The organism is Methanogenium organophilum (assembly GCF_026684035.1).
GTDB classification, from domain to species: Archaea; Halobacteriota; Methanomicrobia; order Methanomicrobiales; family Methanomicrobiaceae; genus Methanogenium; species Methanogenium organophilum.
In genome coordinates, this window is sequence record NZ_CP113361.1 from 1,006,454 (window position 1) to 1,030,664 (window position 24,211).

At 54.8% G+C, this 24,211-nt stretch carries 23 protein-coding genes and 1 tRNA gene; 13 read left to right on the forward strand and 11 right to left on the reverse strand.

Annotation, left to right across the window (positions count from 1 at the left end; genetic code table 11):
- Positions 1-44 precede the first annotated feature (44 nt).
- Genes OU421_RS05170 through OU421_RS05195 form a run of 6 tightly spaced genes read left to right on the forward strand, consistent with a single transcriptional unit; the run spans position 45 to position 5,109 of the window.
- Positions 45-1,949 carry an NADH-quinone oxidoreductase subunit 5 family protein gene (locus OU421_RS05170; protein WP_268187542.1) on the forward strand — a complete coding sequence of 635 codons (1,905 nt, stop codon included), beginning with the start codon at positions 45-47 and terminating at the stop codon, positions 1,947-1,949.
- Positions 1,946-2,797, forward strand: coding sequence for a respiratory chain complex I subunit 1 family protein (locus OU421_RS05175; RefSeq protein ID WP_268187543.1), 852 nt, complete (start codon positions 1,946-1,948; stop codon positions 2,795-2,797). The genes OU421_RS05170 and OU421_RS05175 overlap by 4 nt, the downstream gene beginning before the upstream one ends.
- Before the next feature lie 17 nt (positions 2,798-2,814).
- Positions 2,815-3,261: an NADH-quinone oxidoreductase subunit B family protein gene (locus tag OU421_RS05180; protein WP_268187544.1), complete on the forward strand. Its 447-nt coding sequence runs from the start codon at positions 2,815-2,817 to the stop codon at positions 3,259-3,261.
- Positions 3,258-3,641, forward strand: coding sequence for an NADH-quinone oxidoreductase subunit C (locus OU421_RS05185; RefSeq protein WP_268187545.1), 384 nt, complete (start codon positions 3,258-3,260; stop codon positions 3,639-3,641). The genes OU421_RS05180 and OU421_RS05185 overlap by 4 nt, the downstream gene beginning before the upstream one ends.
- Entirely contained in the window at positions 3,641-4,720 is a 1,080-nt protein-coding gene (locus OU421_RS05190; RefSeq protein WP_268187546.1) for a hydrogenase large subunit, read from the forward strand. The genes OU421_RS05185 and OU421_RS05190 overlap by 1 nt, the downstream gene beginning before the upstream one ends.
- An 8-nt stretch (positions 4,721-4,728) precedes the next feature.
- Positions 4,729-5,109, forward strand: a complete 381-nt coding sequence (locus tag OU421_RS05195; protein ID WP_268187547.1) for a 4Fe-4S dicluster domain-containing protein — start codon at positions 4,729-4,731, stop codon at positions 5,107-5,109.
- 95 nt (positions 5,110-5,204) lie between these two features.
- Here OU421_RS05195 and OU421_RS05200 read toward each other — a convergent pair whose 3' ends face one another.
- Positions 5,205-5,411, reverse strand: coding sequence for a thiamine S protein (locus OU421_RS05200; protein ID WP_268187548.1), 207 nt, complete (start codon positions 5,409-5,411; stop codon positions 5,205-5,207).
- Between the two features lie 53 nt (positions 5,412-5,464).
- Positions 5,465-5,911, reverse strand: coding sequence for a hypothetical protein (locus OU421_RS05205; protein ID WP_268187549.1), 447 nt, complete (start codon positions 5,909-5,911; stop codon positions 5,465-5,467).
- Positions 5,912-6,010: 99 nt separating this feature from the next.
- On the opposite strand from OU421_RS05205, the gene OU421_RS05210 reads away from it, so the two are divergent.
- The 3 genes from OU421_RS05210 (at position 6,011) to OU421_RS05220 (ending at position 14,614) form a co-directional block, all read left to right on the forward strand.
- Positions 6,011-6,625, forward strand: coding sequence for an FmdE family protein (locus OU421_RS05210; RefSeq protein ID WP_268187550.1), 615 nt, complete (start codon positions 6,011-6,013; stop codon positions 6,623-6,625).
- Positions 6,626-6,724: 99 nt separating this feature from the next.
- Complete coding sequence (locus OU421_RS05215; protein ID WP_268187551.1) at positions 6,725-10,615, forward strand: lectin like domain-containing protein; 3,891 nt, start codon at positions 6,725-6,727, stop codon at positions 10,613-10,615.
- Positions 10,616-10,753: 138 nt separating this feature from the next.
- Entirely contained in the window at positions 10,754-14,614 is a 3,861-nt protein-coding gene (locus OU421_RS05220) for a lectin like domain-containing protein (protein WP_268187552.1), read from the forward strand.
- A 214-nt stretch (positions 14,615-14,828) separates the two neighbouring features.
- On the opposite strand, the gene OU421_RS05225 is transcribed toward OU421_RS05220, so the two are convergent.
- The 5 genes from OU421_RS05225 to OU421_RS05245 all read right to left on the reverse strand — a co-directional run bounded on the left by OU421_RS05225 (position 14,829) and on the right by OU421_RS05245 (position 17,810).
- A complete protein-coding gene (locus OU421_RS05225) occupies positions 14,829-15,428 on the reverse strand; it encodes a DUF2179 domain-containing protein (RefSeq protein ID WP_268187553.1) in 600 nt (199 codons plus the stop codon).
- 15 nt (positions 15,429-15,443) lie between these two features.
- The gene (locus OU421_RS05230; protein WP_268187554.1) at positions 15,444-15,692 is read right to left on the reverse strand and encodes a DUF523 domain-containing protein; all 249 of its coding nucleotides are present in this window, start codon (positions 15,690-15,692) and stop codon (positions 15,444-15,446) included.
- A 375-nt stretch (positions 15,693-16,067) separates the two neighbouring features.
- Positions 16,068-16,895, reverse strand: coding sequence for a restriction endonuclease (locus OU421_RS05235; protein WP_268187555.1), 828 nt, complete (start codon positions 16,893-16,895; stop codon positions 16,068-16,070).
- Between the two features lie 49 nt (positions 16,896-16,944).
- Positions 16,945-17,091, reverse strand: coding sequence for a hypothetical protein (locus OU421_RS05240; protein ID WP_268187556.1), 147 nt, complete (start codon positions 17,089-17,091; stop codon positions 16,945-16,947).
- Entirely contained in the window at positions 17,085-17,810 is a 726-nt protein-coding gene (locus OU421_RS05245; RefSeq protein WP_268187557.1) for an alpha/beta fold hydrolase, read from the reverse strand. Before OU421_RS05245 ends, OU421_RS05240 begins: the two co-directional genes overlap by 7 nt.
- Before the next feature lie 244 nt (positions 17,811-18,054).
- Here OU421_RS05245 and OU421_RS05250 point away from each other — a divergent pair.
- The 3 genes from OU421_RS05250 to OU421_RS05260 all read left to right on the forward strand — a co-directional run bounded on the left by OU421_RS05250 (position 18,055) and on the right by OU421_RS05260 (position 20,026).
- Positions 18,055-18,138 (forward strand) — tRNA-Ser (locus OU421_RS05250).
- A 254-nt stretch (positions 18,139-18,392) separates the two neighbouring features.
- Positions 18,393-19,271: a mechanosensitive ion channel family protein gene (locus OU421_RS05255; RefSeq protein WP_268187558.1), complete on the forward strand. Its 879-nt coding sequence runs from the start codon at positions 18,393-18,395 to the stop codon at positions 19,269-19,271.
- A 419-nt stretch (positions 19,272-19,690) separates the two neighbouring features.
- A complete protein-coding gene (locus tag OU421_RS05260; RefSeq protein ID WP_268187559.1) occupies positions 19,691-20,026 on the forward strand; it encodes a hypothetical protein in 336 nt (111 codons plus the stop codon).
- Between the two features lie 1,357 nt (positions 20,027-21,383).
- On the opposite strand, the gene OU421_RS05265 is transcribed toward OU421_RS05260, so the two are convergent.
- The 4 genes from OU421_RS05265 to OU421_RS05280 all read right to left on the reverse strand — a co-directional run bounded on the left by OU421_RS05265 (position 21,384) and on the right by OU421_RS05280 (position 23,586).
- The gene (locus OU421_RS05265) at positions 21,384-22,460 is read right to left on the reverse strand and encodes a DUF3089 domain-containing protein (RefSeq protein ID WP_268187560.1); all 1,077 of its coding nucleotides are present in this window, start codon (positions 22,458-22,460) and stop codon (positions 21,384-21,386) included.
- A gap of 75 nt (positions 22,461-22,535) precedes the next feature.
- Positions 22,536-22,874 (reverse strand): ArsR/SmtB family transcription factor, encoded by a 339-nt coding sequence (locus OU421_RS05270; RefSeq protein ID WP_268187561.1) that lies wholly within the window; start codon positions 22,872-22,874, stop codon positions 22,536-22,538.
- Positions 22,875-23,168: 294 nt separating this feature from the next.
- Positions 23,169-23,414 carry a hypothetical protein gene (locus OU421_RS05275; protein ID WP_268187562.1) on the reverse strand — a complete coding sequence of 82 codons (246 nt, stop codon included), beginning with the start codon at positions 23,412-23,414 and terminating at the stop codon, positions 23,169-23,171.
- Positions 23,415-23,430: 16 nt separating this feature from the next.
- Positions 23,431-23,586 carry a hypothetical protein gene (locus tag OU421_RS05280; protein WP_268187563.1) on the reverse strand — a complete coding sequence of 52 codons (156 nt, stop codon included), beginning with the start codon at positions 23,584-23,586 and terminating at the stop codon, positions 23,431-23,433.
- Between the two features lie 415 nt (positions 23,587-24,001).
- Between OU421_RS05280 and OU421_RS05285 the strand changes: the two genes are divergently transcribed.
- The gene (locus OU421_RS05285) at positions 24,002-24,163 is read left to right on the forward strand and encodes a hypothetical protein (protein WP_268187564.1); all 162 of its coding nucleotides are present in this window, start codon (positions 24,002-24,004) and stop codon (positions 24,161-24,163) included.
- The last annotated feature ends 48 nt before the right edge of the window (positions 24,164-24,211 follow it).

Genomic DNA, 24,211 nt, shown 5'->3' on the forward strand with positions numbered 1-24,211 from the left:
AATAATGATTAATTCTCAAACTCTCACACAGAGGTGTATATAGCGTGGAGCTCTTAGTATTCCTGATTCTTTTCCCTGCACTGGCGGCACTGCTGTTCTGCATTCTGCCGAACGGCCGCCTCAGGGATACAATGGTGATACTCGTATCAGCGATAATAATCGCTGCTACCCTGTATCTCTTTGTACTGTTTGCGGGGGCCGGCACGGTGTATTTCGATATCGACGGGGGTATGATCTCCCAGATCATGACCGGACTCGAAGTCGTCATATCCGCGGGCCTTCTGTATCTCGCCGCAAAATACCGGCAGTATATTATTGCTGCGCTGGTCGTGGTCCAGCTGGGAGTGGTGCTGTATGCAGAGTCACTCATGCACGGTACTGTGGCACTGAATAACCTCTTCATTGACCCGTTCTCAGTCATCATGGCGATGATCATCGGCATTATCGGCAGCCTGATCTGTATTTATTCGGTTGGCTACATGCGTGATTATCACGAACATCATGGTGATATGCCAGACAAACGACGCTGGTTTTTTGCCCTGCTCTTTGTCTTTCTGGCGGCGATGTTTGGGGTGGTATTTTCCAATAGCCTGTTCTGGCTCTTCTTCTTCTGGGAAGTGACTACACTCTGTTCATTCCTGTTAATTGGATACAGCTGGGACGAACAGGCACGGAAGAATGCGTTCTGGGCCCTTCTCCTGAACCTCATAGGCGGCCTTGGATTTGCGTTCACGTTCGTCTGGGCAGGACTTACCGACCCGTCGGGAGGCCTCGTCATGATGGATACGCTCCTTGCTGCAGGTCCTGCTGTTGCGATGATCCCTGCCGCCCTCATTGGGTTTGCCGGTCTCACCAAGGCAGCACAGATGCCGTTTTCCTCATGGCTGGTCGGGGCAATGATAGCACCGACCCCGGTATCGGCACTCCTGCACTCCAGTACGATGGTTAAGGCAGGTGTCTATGTCATCGTCCGGTTTGCCCCCATCTACGATGCAAGCATGGTCGGCTACATCATCTCTCTGGTGGGCGGCGTGACATTCCTTCTTGCATCAGGCATCGCGATATCGCAGTCCAATGCAAAGAAGGTCCTTGCCTATTCAACGATTGCAAACCTTGGCCTTGTCGTGGCCTGTGCCGGCATCGGCACGTATGCTGCAGTCTGGGCAGCAATACTCCTGATCATATTCCATGCGGTCGCCAAGTCCCTCCTCTTCCTCTCGGTGGGAACAGTGGAGCACAAGATCGGCAGCAGGGATATCGAGGATATGACCGGCCTTTTAGGCCGTCTGCCAAAGATCGCCCTGATGATGATGATTGGCATCGCCGGCATGTTCCTTGCCCCCTTCGGGATGCTCATCTCCAAATGGGCGGCCCTCTTAGCATTCCTGGATGCGCAGTATGGATTCATCCTCATTCTCCTCCTCGCCTTCGGGAGTGCAGTTACGGTCTTCTTCTGGACCAAATGGATGGGTAAACTGGTAGAGGTCGCATGGAAACCAGAACCCCTGGAAGTAAAGATCTCTACACAGGAATACACAGCCCTCGTGCCCCTCACGGTGCTGATGGTCGCTGTCTGTATCGGGTTCCCCCTGCTTTCCTCGTACCTGGTGGTGCCGTATGTCTTCGGCATCTACGGTATGGCGGCTACCCTCGGGCAGGCAAACACGATTATCATGGTGATGATGGTCTTCATGGTCCTTGTCATGCCCCTCACTCTCCTGTACTTCAGGAAAGACCGTAAGATTCTGCCCCATTACGTGGGTGGCCGGCCGGCAACGCCGGACATGCATTTCAAAGGCAGCATCGGCGTGCAGCGCCCGGTGGCACTCGGCAACTACTATCTCTCTGAATACTTCGGGGAAGAGCGGCTCTCACATATCGGCAACGGCCTGTGCATCGCATTCATTGCCATGATTGCGGTGGCACTTCTGATGGGGGTGGGCTTATGATTGAAGAGATTATCTTTGCAATAGGATTCATCATCCTCGCACCGTTCATCGGTGCTCTTATCGGCGGTATCGACCGGAAGGTGACCGCCCGGATGCAGGGGCGGGTCGGCCCGCCGGTACTCCAGCCGCTCTATGATATATTCAAGCTCTTTGAGAAGGAGAAAGCAGTCGTCAGAAACGAGGTGAATTTCTACATATTCTCATACCTGATATTTGTCGTCTTTACCGGAGCGCTCTTCTTCTCCGGCGGAGACATCCTGCTCGTAATCTTCGCACTGACGCTCGCACATGCCTTCCTCATCCTGGGAGCCTATGCGGCAGTCTCCCCGTACAGTCATGTCGGGGCGGAGCGTGAACTGCTTCAGCTGATGGCAGTCGAACCGATGCTGATTCTTGCGGCAACCGGGTTCTATATGGCAACAGGCTCCTTTGCGGTAAAAGACATCGCCCTCTGGCCGGAGCCCGTTGTCCTGACAATCCCCCTCATCTTTGTGGGAATCGTCTATGTGCTCACCATCAAGCTGCGCAAGTCACCGTTTGATCTGGCGACCACCCACCATGCCCACCAGGAACTGGTGAAGGGACTGACAACCGAGTTTGCCGGCCCCACCCTTGGCATGGTCGAGATTGCACACCTCTATGAGACGGTATTCTTCCTTGGCATCGTCTGGCTCTTCTTTGCCTCCATGCCGTGGGTCGGTCTCGCTGCCGTCATCGTTGTCTATTTCCTTGAGATACTCGTAGACAATACCACAACACGTGTTCGCTGGCAGGTAATGCTCAGGAGTGCATGGCTCGTGGCACTCGTTGCCGGGGCTATAAACCTGGGGGTTCTTGCCCTGCTCTAGGGAGGTGAGTGAGAAATATGTCATATATTACAAAATCCCCGTGGATTATCCATTACGACGGGTCCAGCTGCAATGGCTGCGATATTGAAGTGCTTGCCTGCCTCACCCCGCTCTATGACCTCGAGCGGTTCGGGATTGTCAATACCGGCAACCCGAAACACGCTGATGTTTTCCTGATAACGGGGGGCATCAATGAACAGAGCCGGGCAGTGGTCAAAAACACCTATGAACAGATGCCGGACCCGAAAGTCGTGGTCGCTGTAGGCATCTGCGCCACCTCCGGCGGCGTATTCCGTGAATGCTACAACATCATGGGCGGGGTCGACACGGTCATCCCGGTCGATGTCTATGTGCCCGGCTGTGCAGCCCGTCCCGAGTCCATCATCGACGGCGTCGTCCGTGCCCTGGGAATTCTTGAAGCGAAACGGGCAAAGATGGCAGAACAGGAGGGAAAAAAGCAATGATCGAACAGAAACACACCATTATAGAAATAGCGGTCACCGACCTCCTGAAAACAGTGGAGGAATACCACACAAAGGGGAACCGCCTGGTTCAGATCGGCTGCACCCCGTTAGGCGACTGCTATGAAATCAACTATACCTTCACAACAGCGTGGGAATTTGAGAGCCTCCGCATCACCGTACACGACGGCGACGAGATCCCAAGTATCTCCGGCATCTACTGGGGAGCATTCATCTATGAAAACGAGATCCATGACCTCTTTGGTCTGACCGTGACTGGCATGAACGTCGATTTCCAGGGACATCTCATCGAAACACGAGTCCCGACACCCTTCAAAAACCCACCCACCGTCACAAAAGTCCCGAAAGGGGGTGATGCATAATGGGCAACCAAATCGTTGTGCCATTCGGCCCGCAGCACCCGGTGCTGCCTGAACCCATTCATCTGGACCTGGTGATGGAAGACGAACGGGTGGTGGAGGCAGTCCCCACCATCGGGTATGTCCACCGTGGTCTCGAAAAACTCGTTGAGAAGCGGGATTTCAAGGATTATGTCCTCATCGCGGAACGTATCTGCGGGATATGCTCGTTCACCCATTCGGTGACCTACTGTAATGCGATTGAACATATCATGGGTATTGAAGTGCCGCCACGGGCGCAGTTCATCCGGACCATCTGGATGGAATACTCAAGGATGCACTCGCATCTTCTCTGGCTCGGTCTCGCCGCGGATGCAATGGGATTCGAGAACCTCTTCATGAACGCCTGGCGCCTGAGAGAGGAAATCCTCGATGACATGGAGGCCACGACCGGCGGTCGGGTCATCCAGGGCTCATCGAAGGTCGGCGGTATCCGCCTTGACATCCCGGATGAGAAACTCGGGGAGATGGTGGACCATCTGAAGAAAATACGGCCCCTCCTCGAGGAGTCGAACCGCATCTTCACTCATGACCAGACTGTCCGCCACCGGATGCGGGGTCTCGGTGTGCTCTCAGAGAAGGACGCATGGGACCTCGGTGCGGTCGGCCCGGTGGCCCGTGGGAGCGGGTGTGACATGGACGTCCGGTCCAGTGGCTACTCTGCATACGGCGAACTGGGGTTCAAACCGGTCGTGTTCACCCACGGTGACTGTCTGGACCGCTGTCTCGTTCGCTCGGAAGAGGTGCTTGCATCAGTTGACCTTGTGGAACGGGCGGTGGCAAAGATGCCGGACGGCCCCATTGAGGAGAAGGTGAAGGGGAACCCCAACGGTGAGTATTTCGCCTTCTCTGAACAGCCCCGCGGAGAGTGCATGCACTACGTGAGGGCAAACGGTAAGAAGAACATTGTCCGACACCGTGTGCGGACACCGACCTTCACCAACATTCCACCGCTGGTGAAGATGCTTGAGGGCATCGAGATGGCGGATGTCCCGGTGGTGGTGTTGACCATTGACCCGTGTATCGGGTGTGCGGAGAGGTGAGAAGAGAGATGACGTTATTTGCCATGGTAAAGCGGGCACTTGTGAATGTGACGGGAAAACCCGCCACCCTGATGTATCCTGCAACACCTGCAAAACAGTATGAGGCATCACGCGGGCATGTGGTCATCGCAATCGAGGACTGCATCTACTGCGGCAACTGCCAGCGCCACTGTGTCTCACAGGCGATCACGGTCGACCGTGCGGAACGGACGTGGGAAATTGACCGCCTCCGCTGCATCATCTGCGGTGTCTGTGCCGAGGTATGTCCAAAGGACTGTATCTTTGTGGAGCCTGACTACCACCCCTCATCCACCGGTCCGTCGGTGGAGTTCGTGGAAGGGCCGCCCGAACCGCCAAAAGAAGAGAAGACAGAAACAAGCGGGGAATAATTCCCGGCTGAGCCAATTTTTGTTCGTTTTTTGTGTCACATTACCTGTGACAGTTGTTCGGATATGCCTCAAAAGATCCTCTGTTTGTTCTCAATCTATCCCCGTGACGCAGTCTCTTCTATCGTCACTTCATCTTCGCAGACCGGCGTATCCTCCGGCAGGGAACGGTCACCGGCAAAGATGAGGACCGTGTCCGGGATAAGACCGCAGCGCAGCAGAAGATCCGCATAGGTCTCTCCTTCCTGATAGACATACTCTGATACCGTCTGTGAACGGGAGAAACGAAATCTGACAACCGGCATACCCTGTACCTGGGAGTGACGGGTAAAAAAAGGGACGGGAACAGGATTTCCTGTCAGATGGGGAGGCTAATATAGTCCATCTGTTCAATCCGGGTCGACACAACCGGGCTTTCCCCGTTGGTAACAAGGTCCGTGTATCCCACCGGGCCCGCCTCAAGCTGAATTGTCACGGTCTCGGAACGGACAGTGCCAGGTGCAATGGTGCCAAACTCCACGCTCTCATGTGCCATCCGTGACATCTGGGTGGAGTCAGGTGTCTGCAGGGTGACACCGGCAATAACATCCTTTGCTGACGCATCACCGCTGTTTGTGACGGTCACGGTCATTGTATACCAGATTGTTTCAGAGTCAGCATCCATGTTGGTGATCGTAATGTCGCTCGATTCCACAGTAATCTTTGGCTGTGCATCGGTGCACCCTGCCGCAAGAAGAACACAGGCGAGGCAGGCGAGGAGCCCCCCGAGCCGTATATAATATGAAGGAAGTAAAGTTGATTTCATTAGTATTTCCATTGTTCCCGTAAGAAAAAATATCTGTCGGACATCAAATCTTCGCCGGATACAGGCATTTATCACTCCCGCAGGCAAAGATATGGGATAATGACAGTAACACTTCCGCCGTTTGAAGAAGTGGCCGAATTCCACGGCCATATCTGTCCCGGGCTTGCATATGGGTACAGGGCATCGGAGTATGCCAAAGAATGCCTGAACGCCGGACGGGCAGTGGATGAAGAGATGGTCGCAATTGTTGAAAACGACGCCTGCATGATCGATGCCATCCAGTATATCACCGGCTGCACGATGGGGAAAGGCAACCTCATCTTCCGTGACCACGGAAAACCAGTCTATACCTTCATCCTGCGGAATGGTGAAAAGGCAGTTCGTATCTCCCAGAAACCTGCGTTCAGCATGGATGCCCTCTTTCCCGACATGACGGAGATCCAGGCAAGAATGGGTGCAGGCACCGCCACCCCGGCAGACAGTGATCGAATGCAGGAGATTCGCACAGAGATGATCGGGAAGATCCTCACCGCTCCGCTGGATGAAATCTATGAATGTACAGAGGTCACACCGGAACTGCCCGAACGGGCACGCATCTTCCGGTCTGTTCCCTGCGCCGTCTGCGGGGAGCCGGTATCCGAACAGCGTGCACGGGTGCAGGACGGGAAAATTGTCTGTATCCCCTGCTTCAATGCATATACCCGCGGCTGGTAGACAACGCCACCGATCCTTTTTTCCCCATTCGCCCTCTGCAAATTATATTCCGTCACATATATCCATGATTCAGTGGAAGAATCTCATATATACGGTGATATGATGAACTACCCCTCCGCCATGCGATTTGCATGCCTACTCATTACTGCCCTCCTTATCGTGCAGGGGGCAGCAGCACTCACGTTTGAACAGGCACCCCTCAATCCGGCCTTTGTCGCCTATACCGAGGGGGCGGATGCCGGTGCTGTGGCCTGCTACAGCGCTGTGTACCCGTCACCGGGTGCAGATCCAGCGCCGTTTGCCACCGGCCTCCTGCCGTCACCGGCAGTGGTCTACTGGCCGGACGGTTATACGGCGCCTGCTGTAACCGATGCCGCGGCCCTCCCCGCACGCTTTGACCTCCGCGACGAAGGACGGGTCACCCCGGTCCGGGACCAGGGGAAGTGCGGCAGCTGCTGGGCATTTGCGACCTACGGGTCGCTGGAGTCGACCTATCTGACCGATTCAGGAGAAGAAACGAACTTCTCGGAGAACAACATGAAGAACCTCTGCTCGGATGAGTATGAGGACGGATTTGATTACGGCCCCTGCGACGGAGGTTTTGCCTTCATGTCCGACGCCTATCTCGTTCGCGGAAGCGGCCCCGTGTGGGAGGCGGATGACCCGTATGCACTGCCAATGCCCTCCAACATTTCTCCCACCGATCTTTCGCCGGTGCTTGACGTCCGTGAGGTAACGTTCCTGCCGCAGCGGACCGGGCCCCTTGATAACGACCTCTTCAAGGAGCAGCTGATGCAGGAAGGGGCCATCTGGGTCTCGTTCTACGTAAACTGGTCCTGCTTTGCGGACAACTACACCACCTACTACTGGCCGGGTGATGAGGAGGAGTATACCATCAACGGCGGTCACGCGGTCACCCTCGTCGGATGGGACGACGCCTTCCCGAAGGAGTCCTTTGCCGTGGAACCCCCGGGTGACGGTGCGTTCATCCTCAAAAACAGCTGGGGTACCAAATCCGGGGAGGATGGATACTTCTATATCTCCTATTATGACCCTATCATCGGCACCTTCGGCAAAGAGGGACAGGAATTTGTAATGGATGACAGGAATCGCACGTCCGCAGGAGCGGTCTACACCGGCGTTCCCGCCGATGACGAGAGACGGATATACCAGTACGACCCCCTCGGCTGGACAACAAGTGCCGGCACCGAGAGTGAAGGCCCCCTCTATGGAGCAAATGTCTTTACGGCAGACGGGTATGAGGCACTCACCGACGTAAGTTTCTACACCCGCGGGCCGGGGGCAGGATACACGGTCGCCATCTTCACGAACTTCACCACTCCGCCGGGCGATGACGCACCGGTCGCGTGGACGGCCGGCACCTGTACCCTTCCGGGATATCACACCATCTCCCTCCCCGAAGCAGTCCCTCTCACTCCCGGCGAGGTATTCTCGGTCGTCCTTGCAATCGATGACCCGAGCGATACCTATCCCCTTGTCATTGAGATGCCAGTAGACGGCTACTCCTCACAGGCCACCGCCGGGCCCGGCGAGAGTTACGTGAGCGAAAACTGGGGAGAGACCTGGGAAGACGTAAACGACCTCTTGCCCAACACGAACCTCTGCATCAAGGCGTTTACGCACCCCCTCACTGTCGTGCCGCGGGACTATGCGACCATCCAGGATGCGGTGAACGCCTCGGCGTCGGGTGACACCATCATCGTTGAAGCAGGCACGTATCCGGAAGAGATCTCCATCAACAAAACCCTCACCCTGCTGGGCATGGACGGGGCTGTTGTTGCCACCCCGGCAGACGGGACGGGGATTGAGATCGAAGCAGAGAATGTCACCGTTGCAGGCTTCATGTGCGATGGCGGCGGGAGCGCACGCTACGGGATCGCAGCATGGTGGGATAACTGCACCATCTCTGACTGCCAGATCACCGGATATGAGAATGGTCTCTGGCTTCCCTCGGTGCAGGGCCTCACCCTCTCAGACATCGCCAGTTATGACAATGACTGCAATTTCATGTACGAGAACCCGGATGCAGACCCCGGCAACGCAATTGCTGAAACCGTCACCGTGAACGGGCGTCCGGTCATCTACCGCGAGGGTGTAACAGGAGAGACAATTGACGCCTCCACAGACGCGGGTGCCGTCATCTGCGTGAACTGCACGGACATGACCATCCGGGACACCGCGACCGACGCCATCGGGTACGGCTACTACCTCTGCTGGTGTGAGGACATACTCCTCGATACTGTCACCGCTGATGATGTGGAAATCGGCTTGGGGGTGCTGCATTCAGCAAATGTCACCGTACAGGACTCCATATTTGGCCCGGACACAATGGAGGGGATGTTGCTTTTAGACAATAACGGGCTTTTCGTGGACGAAAATGAGATTGCCTGCAGTGGAGATGGAATATTTTCAATGATAATTGAGAATTTCACCATCAGCGACAACACGATCACGGCCCGTGATACTGCCATGGAAGGATGGATGTGTGTAAACGGTTCCGTAACCGGAAACAGCATCAATGGAAACCCGGATACCGGCATGGAGATCCTCCTGGCGCAGGATATATCCCTGCAAAACAACACGGTTGATGCCTCCTCTGAAGGGATCTCTGCGCTGTACTTCTGGGACTCCCTGGTATCCGGCAACACCGTACGGTGCAACGATACGGGCATAGGATTGCTGGTCCTTGGATACGGCTCGGAGATCTCTGAAAATACCGTTGATAACTGCTCGGTACAGGCCATAATGGAGCTGAACAATTCCTCGGTATCCGGAAACCGCTTCTCCGGCGGGGCATACCCGGTCATTGAAGCATCGGACGGCGGGGGAGCGGTCTATGTCTACCGCAATGACTTCGTGCTGACGGAGACCGTTCCGGACGGAGACATTCTCAGTGCAACTGCTGCAGCGGAGATGCCCGCTACAGCCGCAATGGATGCGGCAGCTGCCTTCTCTGTCTCAGGATACAGCATCGAAGATGTCCTGCCGGGCGAATGGGACAAGACCGGGCAGTTCAGTGCGATGGCAGCAGCAACAGATGTACCCGTTATTGCACAGCAGGCGGATGCGGCGAACGTCACCTGGCACTCCCCGGCACCCGTAACCTACTGGTACGGCGTTCAGAAGTGCAACGAGACGATGGGCAACTACTGGAGCACCTACACCGGCACCGACACCACCCATGACGGCATCGGGGATACGCCGTTCGTCTACCTGAACGAGACAAAGGACTGGTATCCTCTGGTCAACACTATCGCCTCCTACTCACTGACCGAACCGCAACTTCCTGACGGTGACGACCCCGCAGGCGATATCGCCGTTGCGGGCACCCTATCGACCGGTGAATCCGCAACCCTCCGTTTCACCGGATCTCCCGTGCAGACGGTCACCCTCACCGCAACGGAGACTACCGGAAAGGTCGTCCTCACGGTCGACCGGGCACCCACCGGCCCGGCCGGACTGACGGGACCGGTCTATTCCTACCTTTCGGCTCAGCTTAGCGGAATGACGGATGGCGAGGTCGGCGGTGCCGCCATCTCCTTCCGTGTGCCCGCCGCGTGGCTCCGGGCAGAAGGGCTCGAACCGGCGGATATCTCCCTCTTCCGGTTCCATGACGGCGCCTGGCAGGAGCTCCCCACCTCTGTTGTCAGTGAAGAGGGCGGATGGGTCTCCTTTGAGGCGATCACACCTGGCTTCTCCACGTTTGCGATTGCGGAAGGGGGCACACTGAATGCCACGATTGATGCCATTCCCGACATGATGGGACCGGGGCCGGAGATCATAAATGACACTGCAGACGATGCAGGGTCTTTCGCGACAGAACCAGACGGTGAGACGGCACCGGAACCCCAGGTGACGGTTGCCGTTCCGGATGCGACAGACGCCGCCACCCCGCAGGCAAGTCCGGCGGGAGCACTTCCGCTCCTTGCTGGCGCTGCGGGTGCCGCCCTTCTCCTCCGGCGGCGCTGAGACGAACCGGTGAATCCGGCTCACACCTTTTTTCATCGTATTCCTGTTTTTCCGACCGGTACGGAAGTACCGGCACGTTTATACACAGACCGGATGAGAGAATCACTGTACATCTATTCAGATATGTAAGGTGATCCCATGCCCCCCATACCATCCATACAAACAACCGTTCTATTCATTCTCGCCCTCCTCCTTGTGCAGGGCGCAGCAGCGCTTTCTATCGAACAGGCACCACTCAACCCGGCATTTGTTGCATACCTGGAAGGGCAGGATGCCGGTGACACATGGTATGCAACCGGATGCCTCGGGAGCGCGGGTTCCACTACCGGCACCCCCGTCATGCCCTACGCCACCGGGGATATCCCCGCACCGGTTGTCATGAGCTGGCCTGATGCCGATTCGATAGATATCTATCAGGCTACAGCAACGGACGAAGTGACGTTCCCCGCCCGGTTCGACCTCCGGGATGAGGACAGGGTCACGCCGGTCCGTGACCAGGGAGACTGCGGAAGCTGCTGGACATTTGCCGCGTACGGATCGCTTGAGTCGACGTACCTCACCGATACGGGAATGGTAGAAAACTTCTCGGAAAACAATATGAAAAACCTCTGTTCGGATCTCTATCCGGACGGATTTGACGGTGGTCCCTGCAGCGGAGGAAACGCCTTTATGTCTGCAGCATACCTGACCCGGGGAAGCGGACCCGTCCGGGAGGAAGACGACCCCTATATCCTGCCGGTACCGTCCAACATCTCACCCACCAATCTGCCGCCGGTCCTTGATACCTACGAGGTAACCTTCCTGCCGACACGGACAGACCCCCTCGAAAATGATCTCTTCAAGCAGACGCTCATGGATGAAGGTGGCATCCGCGTACGGTTCCTCGTAAACTATTCCTGTTTTTCCGGCAACGGAACGACATATTATCGTCCGGATGCAGGATACCCCTCGGTTGGAGGCCATGCAGTGACACTCGTCGGATGGGATGACGCCTTCCCGAAAGAGGAGTTCGTCGTTACACCGCCGGGAGACGGGGCCTTCATCCTCAAAAACAGCTGGGGTACCGGGTTCGGGGAGGACGGATACTTCTATATCTCCTACTACGACCGTTCACTGGACACATCAGAATCTGCCGTCTTCACCGGTGTGGCCGCCGATGATGAGAGACAGACATACCAGTATGACCCCCTCGGCTGGACGACGAGCATCGGCACCGGTACATCCGCACCCATCTGCGGGGCCAATATCTTCACGGCAGACCGGTATGAAGCACTCACCGATGTAAGTTTCTATACCCGCGAGCCGGAGACGCACTACGCAGTGGCCATCTATACCAATTTCACCATTGCCCCGGGCGACAGACCACCGGTGACATGGACAACCGGCACCTGCTCCCTTCCCGGATTTCACACGATCTCCCTCCCGGAGTCCGTGCCCCTGATGCCCGGCGAGGTATTTTCCGTGATCCTTGAAGTCGTCTCTCCAACGGATACCTCTCCTCTCGTTGTGGAGATGCCGATTGAGGGGTATTCATCCGGTGCGACAGCAGAGGCAGGCGAGAGTTATGTGAGCACAGACGGCAGCTGGGAGGACCTGACCACACACTACCCGGACACCAATGTCTGCATCAAGGCACACACCAGTCCCCTGACCGTGGTCCCCCGGGATTACCCGACGGTCCAGGAGGCAGTGAACGCCTCGGCGGCAGGTGACACCATCATCGTTGAGGCGGGCACCTACCCCGAAGAGCTGATACTTGACAAACCACTGACCCTCCTGGGCGTGGGAACACCGGTCCTTGCCACCCCTGCTGACGGCATCGGCGCAGAGATTGAGGCGGAGAACATCACCATCGCAGGCTTCACCTTCGACGGCGGCGGGGCTGCAGAGGGGGGCATCGGCATCACGGGAGACGACTGCACGATGTATGACATGGCGATTACCGGGTATGAGCAGGGTCTCTATATCGGCTTTGTGAACAACCTCTCCCTCTCCGATACCGCCGTGTACGACAATGATTACAACCTCATCTACGAGGATTTCCTGGATGATCCCGGCAATACCATTGCAGAGACCGTCACCGTGAACGGGCGTCCGGTCATCTACCGCGAAGGCGCAGCGGGGGAGACGATTGACGGGTCTTCTGACGCGGGCGTCGTCATCTGCGTGAACTGTACGAATATGTCGATTCGCGATACCGCAACAGCGACCTCGAGAGAGGGATACGTACTCTTCGGATGCCGTGACGTGACGATGCAGAACGTCACTGCAGATGCAGTGCGGTACGGAATGGTGGCAGAAGAATCGGCGAATATCTCGGTGCAGGACTCCTCGTTTGGCCCGGATGTGCATTACGGCGTGGTATGTGACGCAATTTCCGGCCTCCAAATGGACAAAACCGATATTGCCTGTGCAGGTAACGCAGGGATTGAGCTGATGGATGCAACGGACTGCACCATCACAGACTCCGCCATCTCCGGTGGCAGGATCGGCGTGCTGGGATTCCTGCTGGAGAACTGCTCATTCACCGGCAATACCATCGTTGATTCAGATCTGATGGGTTTCGGCACCCTCCTGGGAGACGGACTTATAATCACCAACAATACCGTGGAGACCTCCTTCGCCGGAATCTACGCGGAAGGTCTGTTCAATACGCTCGTTTCCGGCAACAGCATGCAGTGTAAAGATACCGGCACAGCGATCCTGGTCCTCGCGGACGGAACAGAGATCAGCGCGAACATCGCGGAAAACTGCTCTATACAGGCCCTGATGGAACTGAATGACTCCGTGGTATATGGCAACCGCTTCTCCGGCGGGGCATACCCGATCATTGAAGCACCGGACGGCGGGGCAGCGTCCTATGTCTTCCGCAATGACTTTGTGTTGACGGAGATCGTTCCGGACGGAGACATTCTCAGTGCAACTGCTGCAGCAGAGATGCCCGCTGCGGGAGCGATGGATGCGGCAGCCGTCTTCTCTGCCTCCGGATGCAGCATCGAAGACGTCCTGCCGGCCGACTGGCGTCCGACGGGCCGGTTCAGCACGATGACGGCAGCGGCGGATGTAACTGCTACTGCAGATGAGATGGCTGCATCGAATGTCACCTGGCACTCTCCGGGAAACGAAACATACTGGTACTACGGGCAGGAATTCACCCGGACGATGGGCAACTACTGGAGTACTTACACCGGCGTCGATACCACTCATGATGGTATCGGGGAAACACCGTTCGTATACGACAATGAAACGATTGACAGTTACCCGCTGGTGAACCCGTCCGCCCAGTACCTGGACGAAAGACCGACATCCCCCGATGACGAGGACCCATCGGCCAATATGGCAACGTCCCATGCCCTGAGCGCAGGGGATTCTGCGACACTCACCTTCTCCGGCTCTGCGGTGCAGACCGTGACGGTCACCGCAGCGGATTCGACAGGCCGGATCCTTCTCACCGTTGACCCGGCACACAACGGGCCGGACGGTCTTACCGGGCCGGTCTACCAGTATCTCTCCGCACAGCTCAGCGGTATGACGGATGATGACGTCCGTGAGGCGGTATTCTCCTTCCGGGTACCCGCTGCATGGCTGAGGGCAGAAGGGCTCGCTCCGGCGGATATGGCATTATGGCGCTTCCATGACGATGTTTGGCAGCAGCTTCCGACCTCCGTTCTCCGGGAAGAAGGCGGATGGATATACTTCGAGGCAATATCACCGGGATTCTCTTCGTTTGCCATCGCCGGAGGTGCAGATGAAAATCTGGTGATCGAGACCAATACTCCGGAGACAGGAGGAGAGACAGCGGACGTGGGAATCACTGTCACGACAAAACCCGGAAATGAGACGGTAACTGAGCCGGAACCACAGATAACAGTCGCAGTCCCTGAAGGGACAGATACAGCGGCAGAAGAAGCCACCGCACCACAGAAGAGCCCGATCGGCCTTCTCCCCGCCATTGCCGGCGCAGGGGCATGCGCTGCCGTTCTCTTCCGGAGACGATAACCTAAACCCCTGTAGAAAGCCGGATACCCGGCTCACTTTTTTCAGAACGAATTTTTATCCCGCCATGCGAACGTTGCCACCGGCTGGTTCACACGATGCCAAACCGTCCATGTTCATGCGAGAAGAGACAGACACAGCGGAAGAAATATGGGAGTGAATGATCCCGGTCTATTTTCCCGGTTTGATTCGTTCAGATGTTTTCCACACTACCAATTCATTTCCCTTTTCGGAAGCGGCCGGTTAACCGTTTCCGGGGCTTCCGGTAAAGATGGGGAATATCCCCTCCCTTCGCCGAACGGACATCTGCGATGGTATAGAAGGCATTCGGGTTATACTGATGGACCATTTTGATCACCGTACTGATGTCTTTTCGCTTCACGACAAGAAAGATCAGCTTCACCGGGCCATGTTTTCCGTTTGCATCAACAGCAGTTACGCCAAAACCATCGGATTTCAACGCTAATATGAGCTCTTCCGCATCATACTGGGTGATGATCCGGATTAGATTTAATCCAATCGCCATACGCTCTTCAACAAGGATACCAACATAGTTGCCAACGGCAAATCCTCCTGCGTAGGCAATGATATTCACAACACTCCCGATATCCTGAAAAACCTGACCGATTGCGACGAGCCAGATGATGATCTCAAAGAACGCAACAAACGGGGCAAGGAGTTTCATTCCCCGTGAAATGAAGATGATGCGGAGTGTCCCGAAGGTAACATCAGCGATACGGGCGAAAAAGATGAGAAGCGGCAGCACGACAAGAGAAAAGAACTCAGGTTCTCCGATGAATGATATGTCCAGTGCCATCACACTCCACGGGGATCAGGTCCAGAGATCCCGCCCGGTTGCGGGCTGCACCAGGTGCTCCCCTGCCTTGCCCCCAACGATACAGATGGAATCCCGCGGCACTCCGAGGCCCATCTCCATCTCGGGACAAACCGGGATAAAATTGACAAACTCCTTCAGCCGGTCCATGATGTGGCTGGTGATCATCTCGCCGTTCCACCGGCAGTGATCAAACTCGATGCACCTCATCACTACCACTGTCGGGGTTACAAACGTTCTCACCATTGACACCATGCCTGATTCAGATACAGCGAAAGAGGGCACGATAGTTTATATGCCTGTTGCCCGGCTGTAAAGATTTGCCATGCCTGAAAAGGGATATGACAGATAATCCGAAAAAATGAACCATTTTTGACGATTCCCTCAGGCGTTCAAAGCAGAGGGGGCCCTCTTCCATCCCGCCACCTGCACCTGACGATTCTCTCAATACAAACCCACTCGTTTCAAGCACCCGCACCGGAACATGCTGTTTCGGGAAGGTGGTTGCACAAATCCGGATAATCCGGGGAGATTCAAAGAGGAACGAAATCAGGGCACGGGCCGCCTCTGTCCGAATGGGGTTTCAGAGAACATGGTATCTCTGAAAAGGATTGGGAACAGTCATTTTACTACCAACCGTGCCCGTTCCACAAGGAGAGTCATCTCCGTTTCCGAAATCCCGGTCTTCTCTGAGAGTCTTTCCGGAGAATGTTCCAGAAGGTGCCCTACTGTCACAATCCCACCCCCGATCAGTTTTTTTCTCGTTTTGGCATTGACGCCTTTAATCAGTGTCACCGGACAGAGCTTCCGGTCGGCGACCATCGCCGCGATATTCTCGTCTTTCGGGTTGTCCCAGCCGATGTGTTTGATGTCCCAGCAGGCGGCATACCGCTTTGCGTGAGAGGAGAGTTTGGTGTTGCAGACGATCATCGCCTTATCGACGGTGAAATGATTTCGCCCTTCTTTGTAGCCTTCCTGCACATCCTCGACGATGGCACGGGCGATCCGCCCTTCATCAAGGCCGGTCATCCGGTGATGGTTGTGGTGGTGCTTGACCTCGACAAAATAGGTGATGCCGTCCTTGCGGGCGATGGCATCCACCTCATGCTCACCGCACCGGCCTTTGAGGATTCGCCCCTTCTCCACTTCATAGCCGGAGCCTTTTAAGAGGGCACGGACATAAAGTTCAAAGTCCGGTTTCGGGGAGAGCAGACCAATTGCCCGGCGCACATTCGTCCGACTTTCAACTGCAGGATGATATCTGCGGGCATAGGTATGGATCAGACGCAGGATGTCACGGGTACGGATACCATCATACAGGTGCCGCTCCACCTCTGCGGCAACTTCTATGACATAGTCATCCGGCACGCCATAATTGCGGGCAGTCCGCATCACCCGGTGGCGGTCATAGGGGTTTTTTGTCCCGTCTGCCTTGATAACGTATTTCATATCTTATAGTGCCACCTCAAAACGCGGTAATTCCTGCGAAACGAAAAAATCACGCATCTCTGCCATCACCATATGTGATGATTCGTTCTTTGTGCCGGATAGTGATAATCATTCGTATACCCGCCAGCTCAACGACTCCCCATCTGCCAGCGGTTTGTTGTCGTGTCTCTTTCTCATCACTCCGGGGACCTACCATTCCCCTGTCACATCAGTGAGACTGCGGGCAAGAAGAGCAGGATGGGTGACCATCGCGTCGTGGGAAGCGGAGATACTCCGGCACGGCCAGCCTTCTCCTTCTGCCTCGTCAAAAAACGGCCAGAATTTCGGTGCAAGGGGAGACTCTGTGCAGTGAATGTATCCTTTCGGGAGCTGCTCGTATCCTCCGGAGAAGAGGGAGAGGGTGTCGTGCTGGCATTTGACCGGAAAGTCGGTGAGGCGGGACTGTACCCATGCACGATCGGCATCTTCAGTGATGCCGAGGGTTTGCACGAATGCATCGGTGGGGGGGATGCGCCAGCCGTCGCCGCCCCGGGCGGCCCACTGCAGATACAAAGAACGGGTCTCTTCCGGCTGGAAATCCCACATCGCCGCCCCGTCGTGGCCGGTGAAGGCGTCAAGGAATATCAGCCCCGCGAGCTGATCCGATGCCCGGTCGGCAAGCTGGGAGATGACCATCCCCCCATACGAGTGCCCAACCGCGATGACATCTGTCAGGTCTTCAAAATAGAGGGTCCCCAGGAGGTCAAGGACATGGGTGGAGAGGCCGGTTTCCGGAGTGAGAAGATGATAGCGCTCTCCCATTCCGGTCAGGGTCGGCGTCAAAACCCGGTGGCCCGCTGCCTCGAGGAGAGGGGTGACCCTCTTCCAGCACCAGCCGCCGTGCATCGCGCCGTGGACGAGGAGAAAGGTTGCCATACGACGCTCTCATCTCCCCCGGACACGAGTGCAGGAATCCATTAATCCTGACCGTATCATACGGAAGGACGCATTCCCGCATATCGTTTTGCCACACATAAAATTCATTCGCACCCCCATCATATGACCTGGAGTTTCGGTATTTATTTCTCCGGAGACCGGTGAAGAATTGCTCTTCTCTCCGGCAGAATCCCGATAAGTATTATAGGAGAGCGGGGAAATATAATCTCTGCATTTTTAACGAGCCGAGATAGTCTAGCCCGGCAAGGCGGGGGCCTCGAAAGCCTCTGGTGTTCGCACCACGGGAGTTCAAATCTCCCTCTCGGCGTATTTCAGATAACAACGGCGATAAGGGCGCGTATCTCATCCGTTCCCCATGGAAAAATCGTTGGTGAAGCAGGGGTCTCCTTTAAATTCTGATATCACTTCATGCCTGCCACATACCGGATCGTCTGCTGACACGATCATTCCATTCTGCGATACCCATTTATATTCTTCATCCGGTACAGACGCATAGAACCGGGGGGACTCCGGTTTGCTGCACCTCAGTGGGGGCTGCAGGAATACGAGGTGAACGACACTATGCAGATATTTACAGGAAGCACAGACGGCGGGGCTGGTGGGCCACTACTGAATGGAACACTGAATATCACACCTGAAGCGCTCATTTTTGCCGTTCTCGCGCTTGTTATCGGATACATAGCGGCAAAGCTCATTGTCCGCTGGGTGGAACGGATGCTCCGGAGGCAGGGACACCTGACGGAGGTCGCCACAGGTCTTCTGGGCAGAATCATCTCGGTGCTGCTCTACATCATCGTCGTCCTGATCGCAGTCAGCTTCCTCGGGGTGGATGTGAACGGCATCGTTCTCGGTCTCTCTGCAATAATCGGCCTCGTCATCGCCTTCGGCATGAAGGATACGGTCAACAACTTCGCGGCAGGCATCTGGATTGCCTCGATGAACCTCTTCGAGAAGGGCGAAGAGGTCACCATTGGCGGACACTGGGGTATTGTGCAGACAATAGGCATCATGGCGACGCAGCTTACTGCTGCCGGGTCGAACATCATCACCATCCCGAACGGCAATGTATGGAACGATTCCATTATCAATTATACCCGCAACCCCGAACGCCGCATCGACCAGTCGTTCGGGGTGAGCTATGAGTCTGACATGACAAAAGTCGTGCAGATCGCACTCTCCATTGCCAAAACCCACCCGAAGGTGCTGGATTCACCTGAACCAGTGGTCATCTTTGCGGAGATGGCGGACTCCTCGGTGAACTTCACCCTCCGCTGCTGGACAAAGACTCCCGACTACTACGGGGCACGGGCCGACATCCTGCGCTCGTTGCATGCGGAGCTGACCGCAGCAGGCATTGAGATCCCATACCCGCATGTGGATGTTGCATTCAGGAATGCAAATGCCGGGGAAGAAAGCACCACGGCAACAGGAGTGCAGTGAGAAGAGGCACCGGAAAAACTGAGGATGTGAGGAATACACCGGTCTCCTCAATCGCTCACCGCACCCGAATTTGTTCATCCGGCGAGTCACATTCATTCAATGTCATGTACCGGGAACCGCCAAATGTTCCCGCAGGGTATCGGGCGCTTCAGGGGCGGCAGGACCAGTTTTTTCCGGAACGCTGTACGGATAATCGTCACGGGAGATGGATTTGTTATTACATATCAATTGAATTATCAGAATAAGTATTACGAATAGTAAATTATTTATGCACATATGCACTAGTGGAGAGTGCCGGAAACACACCAGTATCCACCTGCAATGATGATTTACGGTGTGCCGGGTGTTTCACCCATGACTGCACCGACCCGATTCCCGGCCTGTTGTGGGTCCCATCGCACAAAAAAAGAGGGAACAAAATGCAGAGAGTGGTTGAATTTGAAGACGGAGATATTGTTCTGGATACGGATAACGACACCAGAATATTCCTTGCCCCACGCCCGGTCTCGGAGAATGACCGCCGGTACGAGCGAGGCAGGGATCTCTTCATAAAAAATCGTGAAGATAAGCCGGACATCTACTACATGTACCGGTGGACGGAAATTCCAGATGAAGAAGAGAGAATTACGATTGTAACGAGGAACATCGCTGAGCGGTTCCTTGAAGAGCATGGCCTGATCCTTGCCGATAATCCGGAAAACAGGGCAGGTTCCATACTAGGCGCCTACGGGTATGGAGTCCTGGAGGAATTCTGAGACGGACGAGTGATTACCTACCGAGTGACATGGACATATTCTGGAGGAGGGGATGCCAATGATCAGGAAGCACGCACACACCACCACCCGACCCAGGCATAGGGAACGGCCCTCCCATTTGGGGGACATTTGAACACTTCCTTTTCCCGTTACCAGACCCAATCCACATTCCCCTCCTCTCAATCGCCTCATTCCTGTCCTCATGCAGCGACCATCTTACCGGAAAAACAGGCACACTGATAACACAGGACACCACACCGTAATTTTACCAGACACCGAAAGAACCACGGGCAATAAAGATTATCCAGACAGGATGCCTTCTGCGATATGATAACAATTTTACTTCATTTTGTCTTTCACCGGACATACTCTCTGTTTTCCCCGACCACCCGGGTGGACAAACCAGCGTAGAGAGAGAGACAGAGTAAACACGGAACATCCGCTTGTGCACCATAATATCAGCCGGATCAGATAGTATTCCATACGGACGGAGTCTTTCGGTGCTCACAGGTAACAGCCCCAATTGCCCATCAAGTAGTAATAAATTAAAAATTAGTCTGCATTAGTAATATTATTAGAAAGATATTTCATACTGAAGGGCATAAAAGTACATGCTGTATATCTACAGCATAGCAACACACACCACTAAGAGAAAAGCTGAAGAGTATGAAATAAGAGAAGAGAGATTCGTCCGGTTTGCCATAAAAATATTCCAAGAATCACAACCCTGATGACAGGCAGAATCGGCATACTATCCAGGCGACGACATAAAAGCTGCGACAGAATCTGTCAACCGATTGAATACCAAAGAACCAGAATCTGAGACCATTTGCACCGGACACAAACAGATCAGATTCCGGGAACGGTATGCTCTCCCATCGTTTCCCCGCATAAAACCTTCATTACCCAGCCATCCCCGTCCAACAGACCTCTTCCAGGGAATACCCCATTTCATTCTCTCCGTTTTTGTCCGGAACATTCTTTCTGCAAGATACTAACATGCTCCGCATATGCAGGAACGTTTCCGGCAGGATCCTGGGTAATGTAAGAACCGAAGCGGATGATGGCGTGTATACCCAAATCAGATTCCTGCTTCATGAATTGACAGACCCCATGTAATTAAACAGGATTGAGGTCTATTGCCCACGCAAATCTATGCCACATCATGCAGTATTCATCGCGATAAAAACAGATCCCACCAGCTCCCGGACCATGCTTCCCTTTTCCCGGCTCCCAACAGAGCATTCAATTTCTACTTCAGTTTATCCAAAGGAAAGTCATTTTTCCCCTTCCGGTGGAAAACAGCCGGTGAATCCCACTCGCAGCACGTTCAAATGATAAAGAGACAAAAATAAGATTATTGTTCTGAAAACGCCCGAATCCGGTCGCCCACATTCTGCTCGAGGTTCCGGTACCAGAATGCATAGTCGTAGCGGTGGTACACTCCTTCGGTATATGGCCCGATGTCAAGTTCTTCACCCTCGGGAATCGTGGTCATGAGTGCGCCGGACGTCAGGTTAATCTGTGCGTCACAGTAGTTGTCCACTTCACGCAGGAATTCACCGGTCGAATCGTTATAGAACCGTGCACCCAGGTTTTCCGAGGCGGGGGCATAGGTATCATCCGTCTTCCAGTTCAGGGGGTTGATGCAGTGTGCTCCGGCCATGAGCATGGGGCCGCCTGCGGATGTCGGTGACTGGGTGTTATAGGTGACGACCACACCAACGTCATCTGCACGCTCTGCAGCGGTCAGGTTTGCTGCCTCGAGATCGCTGTCCGTTACGGTGTACCCGATGAGATATGCAGCAACCATCCGGCTGCGAAGCTCTTCGTCATCCCCGAACCGGTTTTTGATCAGCTCGATCAATGCCATCGTTCCCTGGCTGTGGCCGGCGATGATGAACGGGCGGCCTTCGTTGAGATTCTCGATGTAGTACTCAAAGGCGTTCTGCACATCGATAGCACCCTGTTTGAACTCCGGCGTATCGGTTGCAAGACCGCCTGCGGACATATCCACATTGGTTGTCATCTGCCGGTAGTACGGGGCGAAGACATTTGCGTTCGGTTCATACACGCTGGCCTGCGCCTGGTAGATGCCTTCCGCGAGCGACCGCTCGTCTGCGCTCGTGATATCCATCTGTCCGGTGATGTTGGCACTCACCGTCGGATAGACATAAAATACATCCACTGCTTTATCGATGGACGGAAGAGAGACCCAGTAGTATTCGTCTGCATAGTCCGGGTTCTGAGCAGATTCAGCCGTGCCGGAATCAGCAGTTTCGGTTTCCTCCGCATTGGTTTCTTCCGGAGTGGGTTCCATTGCGCCGTTGTCCGGTGTGGGGGACGTATCCTCGTTCACACAACCGCAGGCAAGAATGACGCAGATTCCCACAAGTGCAGTGAACCAGATCAAAGAAGGTGATTTATTTATCATTGTCAATTCTCCACAGATAGTTCATTGAGTATCTGTCACCCGGAAGAAAAAGCGTTTTGAATTGAAAGAATGGTTCTAACGGGACACGAACATGCAGCCGATGCACGTAAGCCCGGCATCGGTCAGGGAGTAGATGATCCAGTTGCCCTGGGATTCCCCCACAATAAGACCCGCTTTTTTTAGCACGTTCAGGTGATAGGAGAGCTTTGAATCCGCAATGCCAATCACCTCTTTTATTACACAGACGCAGAGCGGCTGCGGGAAGAGCAGGGAGATTATCTTCAGACGAACGGGGTCTGCACAGGCCCGGTGAACCGCACAGAGACGGACCAGCTGTTCTTCAGTGGGGAGGCGCTCCTCCATTGCCCTGACCCCGCCGCAGGCAATGAGTGCTGCTGCCACCTCCTCAGGCATTTCATGACCATCTCTTCTTTTGCCTTCTGGAAAGGGAGTATCCTGATTCTGCCGATTTTCAGGCATCTGACGTACTATAAACGAGCACCGGCAATAAGAATTATGTCCGACAGACACCGGGATATCCGGTCTGATGAAAGGCCCGGCACTAATTAAGAGGAGATTCGGAGACGGGAAATTATCACAGATGCCCAGGATAATTGCATAATTCCGGCTGGCCTGCCTCATCCGGTCCCACCAGAGGGATGATGAAAGGAAAGCATATGTGAAAAGGTTGATGAAATAACCGCGTTTTCACCTGTCTTCACGGAATGGCAACCACGGCTGTCCAAGATATTTTCGTTTTATCGTCCGGGCAAAAATCCAGGGGAAGATGATTCCTACGGCGAGGTCAAACGGCAGGAACCAGACCTGGGGATTGCTCCATACCCATGTGTCCACCATCCAAAGGAGCGGGCCAAGCCCGTACCATATGAACGCCGTGAACCATGTCAGGAGAAAGAGGCCGGCGAGGCCGGCAGGGCCGGGCCTGAGGCTCATGAGAAGAACAGATAAGTCATACCCGAATACAAGGATGAATCCCGCCAATGCCGACAATGAGAATCAGGGTCAGCAGGAATGATTCCCCGAGAAGTGACGCATAATACCCCCCGAAGAGCAGGACGGAAAAAAGCCCGCACACAAGGGAGTTTCGTGTTATACCATAAAGCATGCCATTCACACCCCGCCCGCAGCCGCACGGGGCGTTTTCATACCAAACCGCGTTAAACCGGGACCGCACCGGCATGTGACAGATACCGTTTCGGCAGTACCGCAGACGAAGTCTGAATACAGGGGGGAGTGGATGCATGTGGTCATATAATATTCATTTCTGAATTTCAGTCTGTTACCGGATTTATAGCTTCTGATGAGGCATGCATTCATTCAGCAGTCATTATACCCGTTACACTGATTTAGCACGATGAACGGGGACGAAAAACACCGTCTTTCTGTATGCCGGAGCGTGCAACACCGGATACTATGTACCTGCAGTTGTTTCAAAATATGTTGAAATACCAACCATTATTTGTCAGCCCCTGCCATACCTCTTCAACGAATAATGATTCATCAGGAGTGATTCCACACCTATGCCGGAAAAAAATCAGAAGCCAACAAAATACGGATTTGCGGACATACTAAAAAAGGCAATGCTGGGCTGTGCCGGCGAGTGCGGTGACGGGTGCAGCTGCTGCTCCGGTGACATCAGGGTCGAGCCGAAAAAGGATGCAGAGAAAGAAGAGAAGGACTAAAGAGAGAAAGCCTTCATAGCCGGTTCTGACGGTGAGCCTGCCGGAGCG

Bases quoted from the DNA above. Each gene is read 5' to 3' on its own strand.
- OU421_RS05175 (WP_268187543.1), top strand. From the start codon at position 1,946: ATGATTGAAGAGATTATCTTTGCAATAGGATTCATCATCCTCGCACCG.
- OU421_RS05180 (WP_268187544.1), top strand. From the start codon at position 2,815: ATGTCATATATTACAAAATCCCCGTGGATTATCCATTACGACGGGTCC.
- OU421_RS05185 (WP_268187545.1), top strand. From the start codon at position 3,258: ATGATCGAACAGAAACACACCATTATAGAAATAGCGGTCACCGACCTC.
- OU421_RS05190 (WP_268187546.1), top strand. From the start codon at position 3,641: ATGGGCAACCAAATCGTTGTGCCATTCGGCCCGCAGCACCCGGTGCTG.
- OU421_RS05195 (WP_268187547.1), top strand. From the start codon at position 4,729: ATGACGTTATTTGCCATGGTAAAGCGGGCACTTGTGAATGTGACGGGA.
- OU421_RS05200 (WP_268187548.1), bottom strand. From the start codon at position 5,411: ATGCCGGTTGTCAGATTTCGTTTCTCCCGTTCACAGACGGTATCAGAG.
- OU421_RS05205 (WP_268187549.1), bottom strand. From the start codon at position 5,911: ATGAAATCAACTTTACTTCCTTCATATTATATACGGCTCGGGGGGCTC.
- OU421_RS05210 (WP_268187550.1), top strand. From the start codon at position 6,011: ATGACAGTAACACTTCCGCCGTTTGAAGAAGTGGCCGAATTCCACGGC.
- OU421_RS05215 (WP_268187551.1), top strand. From the start codon at position 6,725: ATGATGAACTACCCCTCCGCCATGCGATTTGCATGCCTACTCATTACT.
- OU421_RS05220 (WP_268187552.1), top strand. From the start codon at position 10,754: ATGCCCCCCATACCATCCATACAAACAACCGTTCTATTCATTCTCGCC.
- OU421_RS05225 (WP_268187553.1), bottom strand. From the start codon at position 15,428: ATGGCACTGGACATATCATTCATCGGAGAACCTGAGTTCTTTTCTCTT.
- OU421_RS05230 (WP_268187554.1), bottom strand. From the start codon at position 15,692: ATGGTGAGAACGTTTGTAACCCCGACAGTGGTAGTGATGAGGTGCATC.
- OU421_RS05235 (WP_268187555.1), bottom strand. From the start codon at position 16,895: ATGAAATACGTTATCAAGGCAGACGGGACAAAAAACCCCTATGACCGC.
- OU421_RS05240 (WP_268187556.1), bottom strand. From the start codon at position 17,091: ATGGTAGGTCCCCGGAGTGATGAGAAAGAGACACGACAACAAACCGCT.
- OU421_RS05245 (WP_268187557.1), bottom strand. From the start codon at position 17,810: ATGGCAACCTTTCTCCTCGTCCACGGCGCGATGCACGGCGGCTGGTGC.
- OU421_RS05255 (WP_268187558.1), top strand. From the start codon at position 18,393: ATGCAGATATTTACAGGAAGCACAGACGGCGGGGCTGGTGGGCCACTA.
- OU421_RS05260 (WP_268187559.1), top strand. From the start codon at position 19,691: ATGCAGAGAGTGGTTGAATTTGAAGACGGAGATATTGTTCTGGATACG.
- OU421_RS05265 (WP_268187560.1), bottom strand. From the start codon at position 22,460: ATGATAAATAAATCACCTTCTTTGATCTGGTTCACTGCACTTGTGGGA.
- OU421_RS05270 (WP_268187561.1), bottom strand. From the start codon at position 22,874: ATGCCTGAGGAGGTGGCAGCAGCACTCATTGCCTGCGGCGGGGTCAGG.
- OU421_RS05275 (WP_268187562.1), bottom strand. From the start codon at position 23,414: ATGAGCCTCAGGCCCGGCCCTGCCGGCCTCGCCGGCCTCTTTCTCCTG.
- OU421_RS05280 (WP_268187563.1), bottom strand. From the start codon at position 23,586: ATGCTTTATGGTATAACACGAAACTCCCTTGTGTGCGGGCTTTTTTCC.
- OU421_RS05285 (WP_268187564.1), top strand. From the start codon at position 24,002: ATGCCGGAAAAAAATCAGAAGCCAACAAAATACGGATTTGCGGACATA.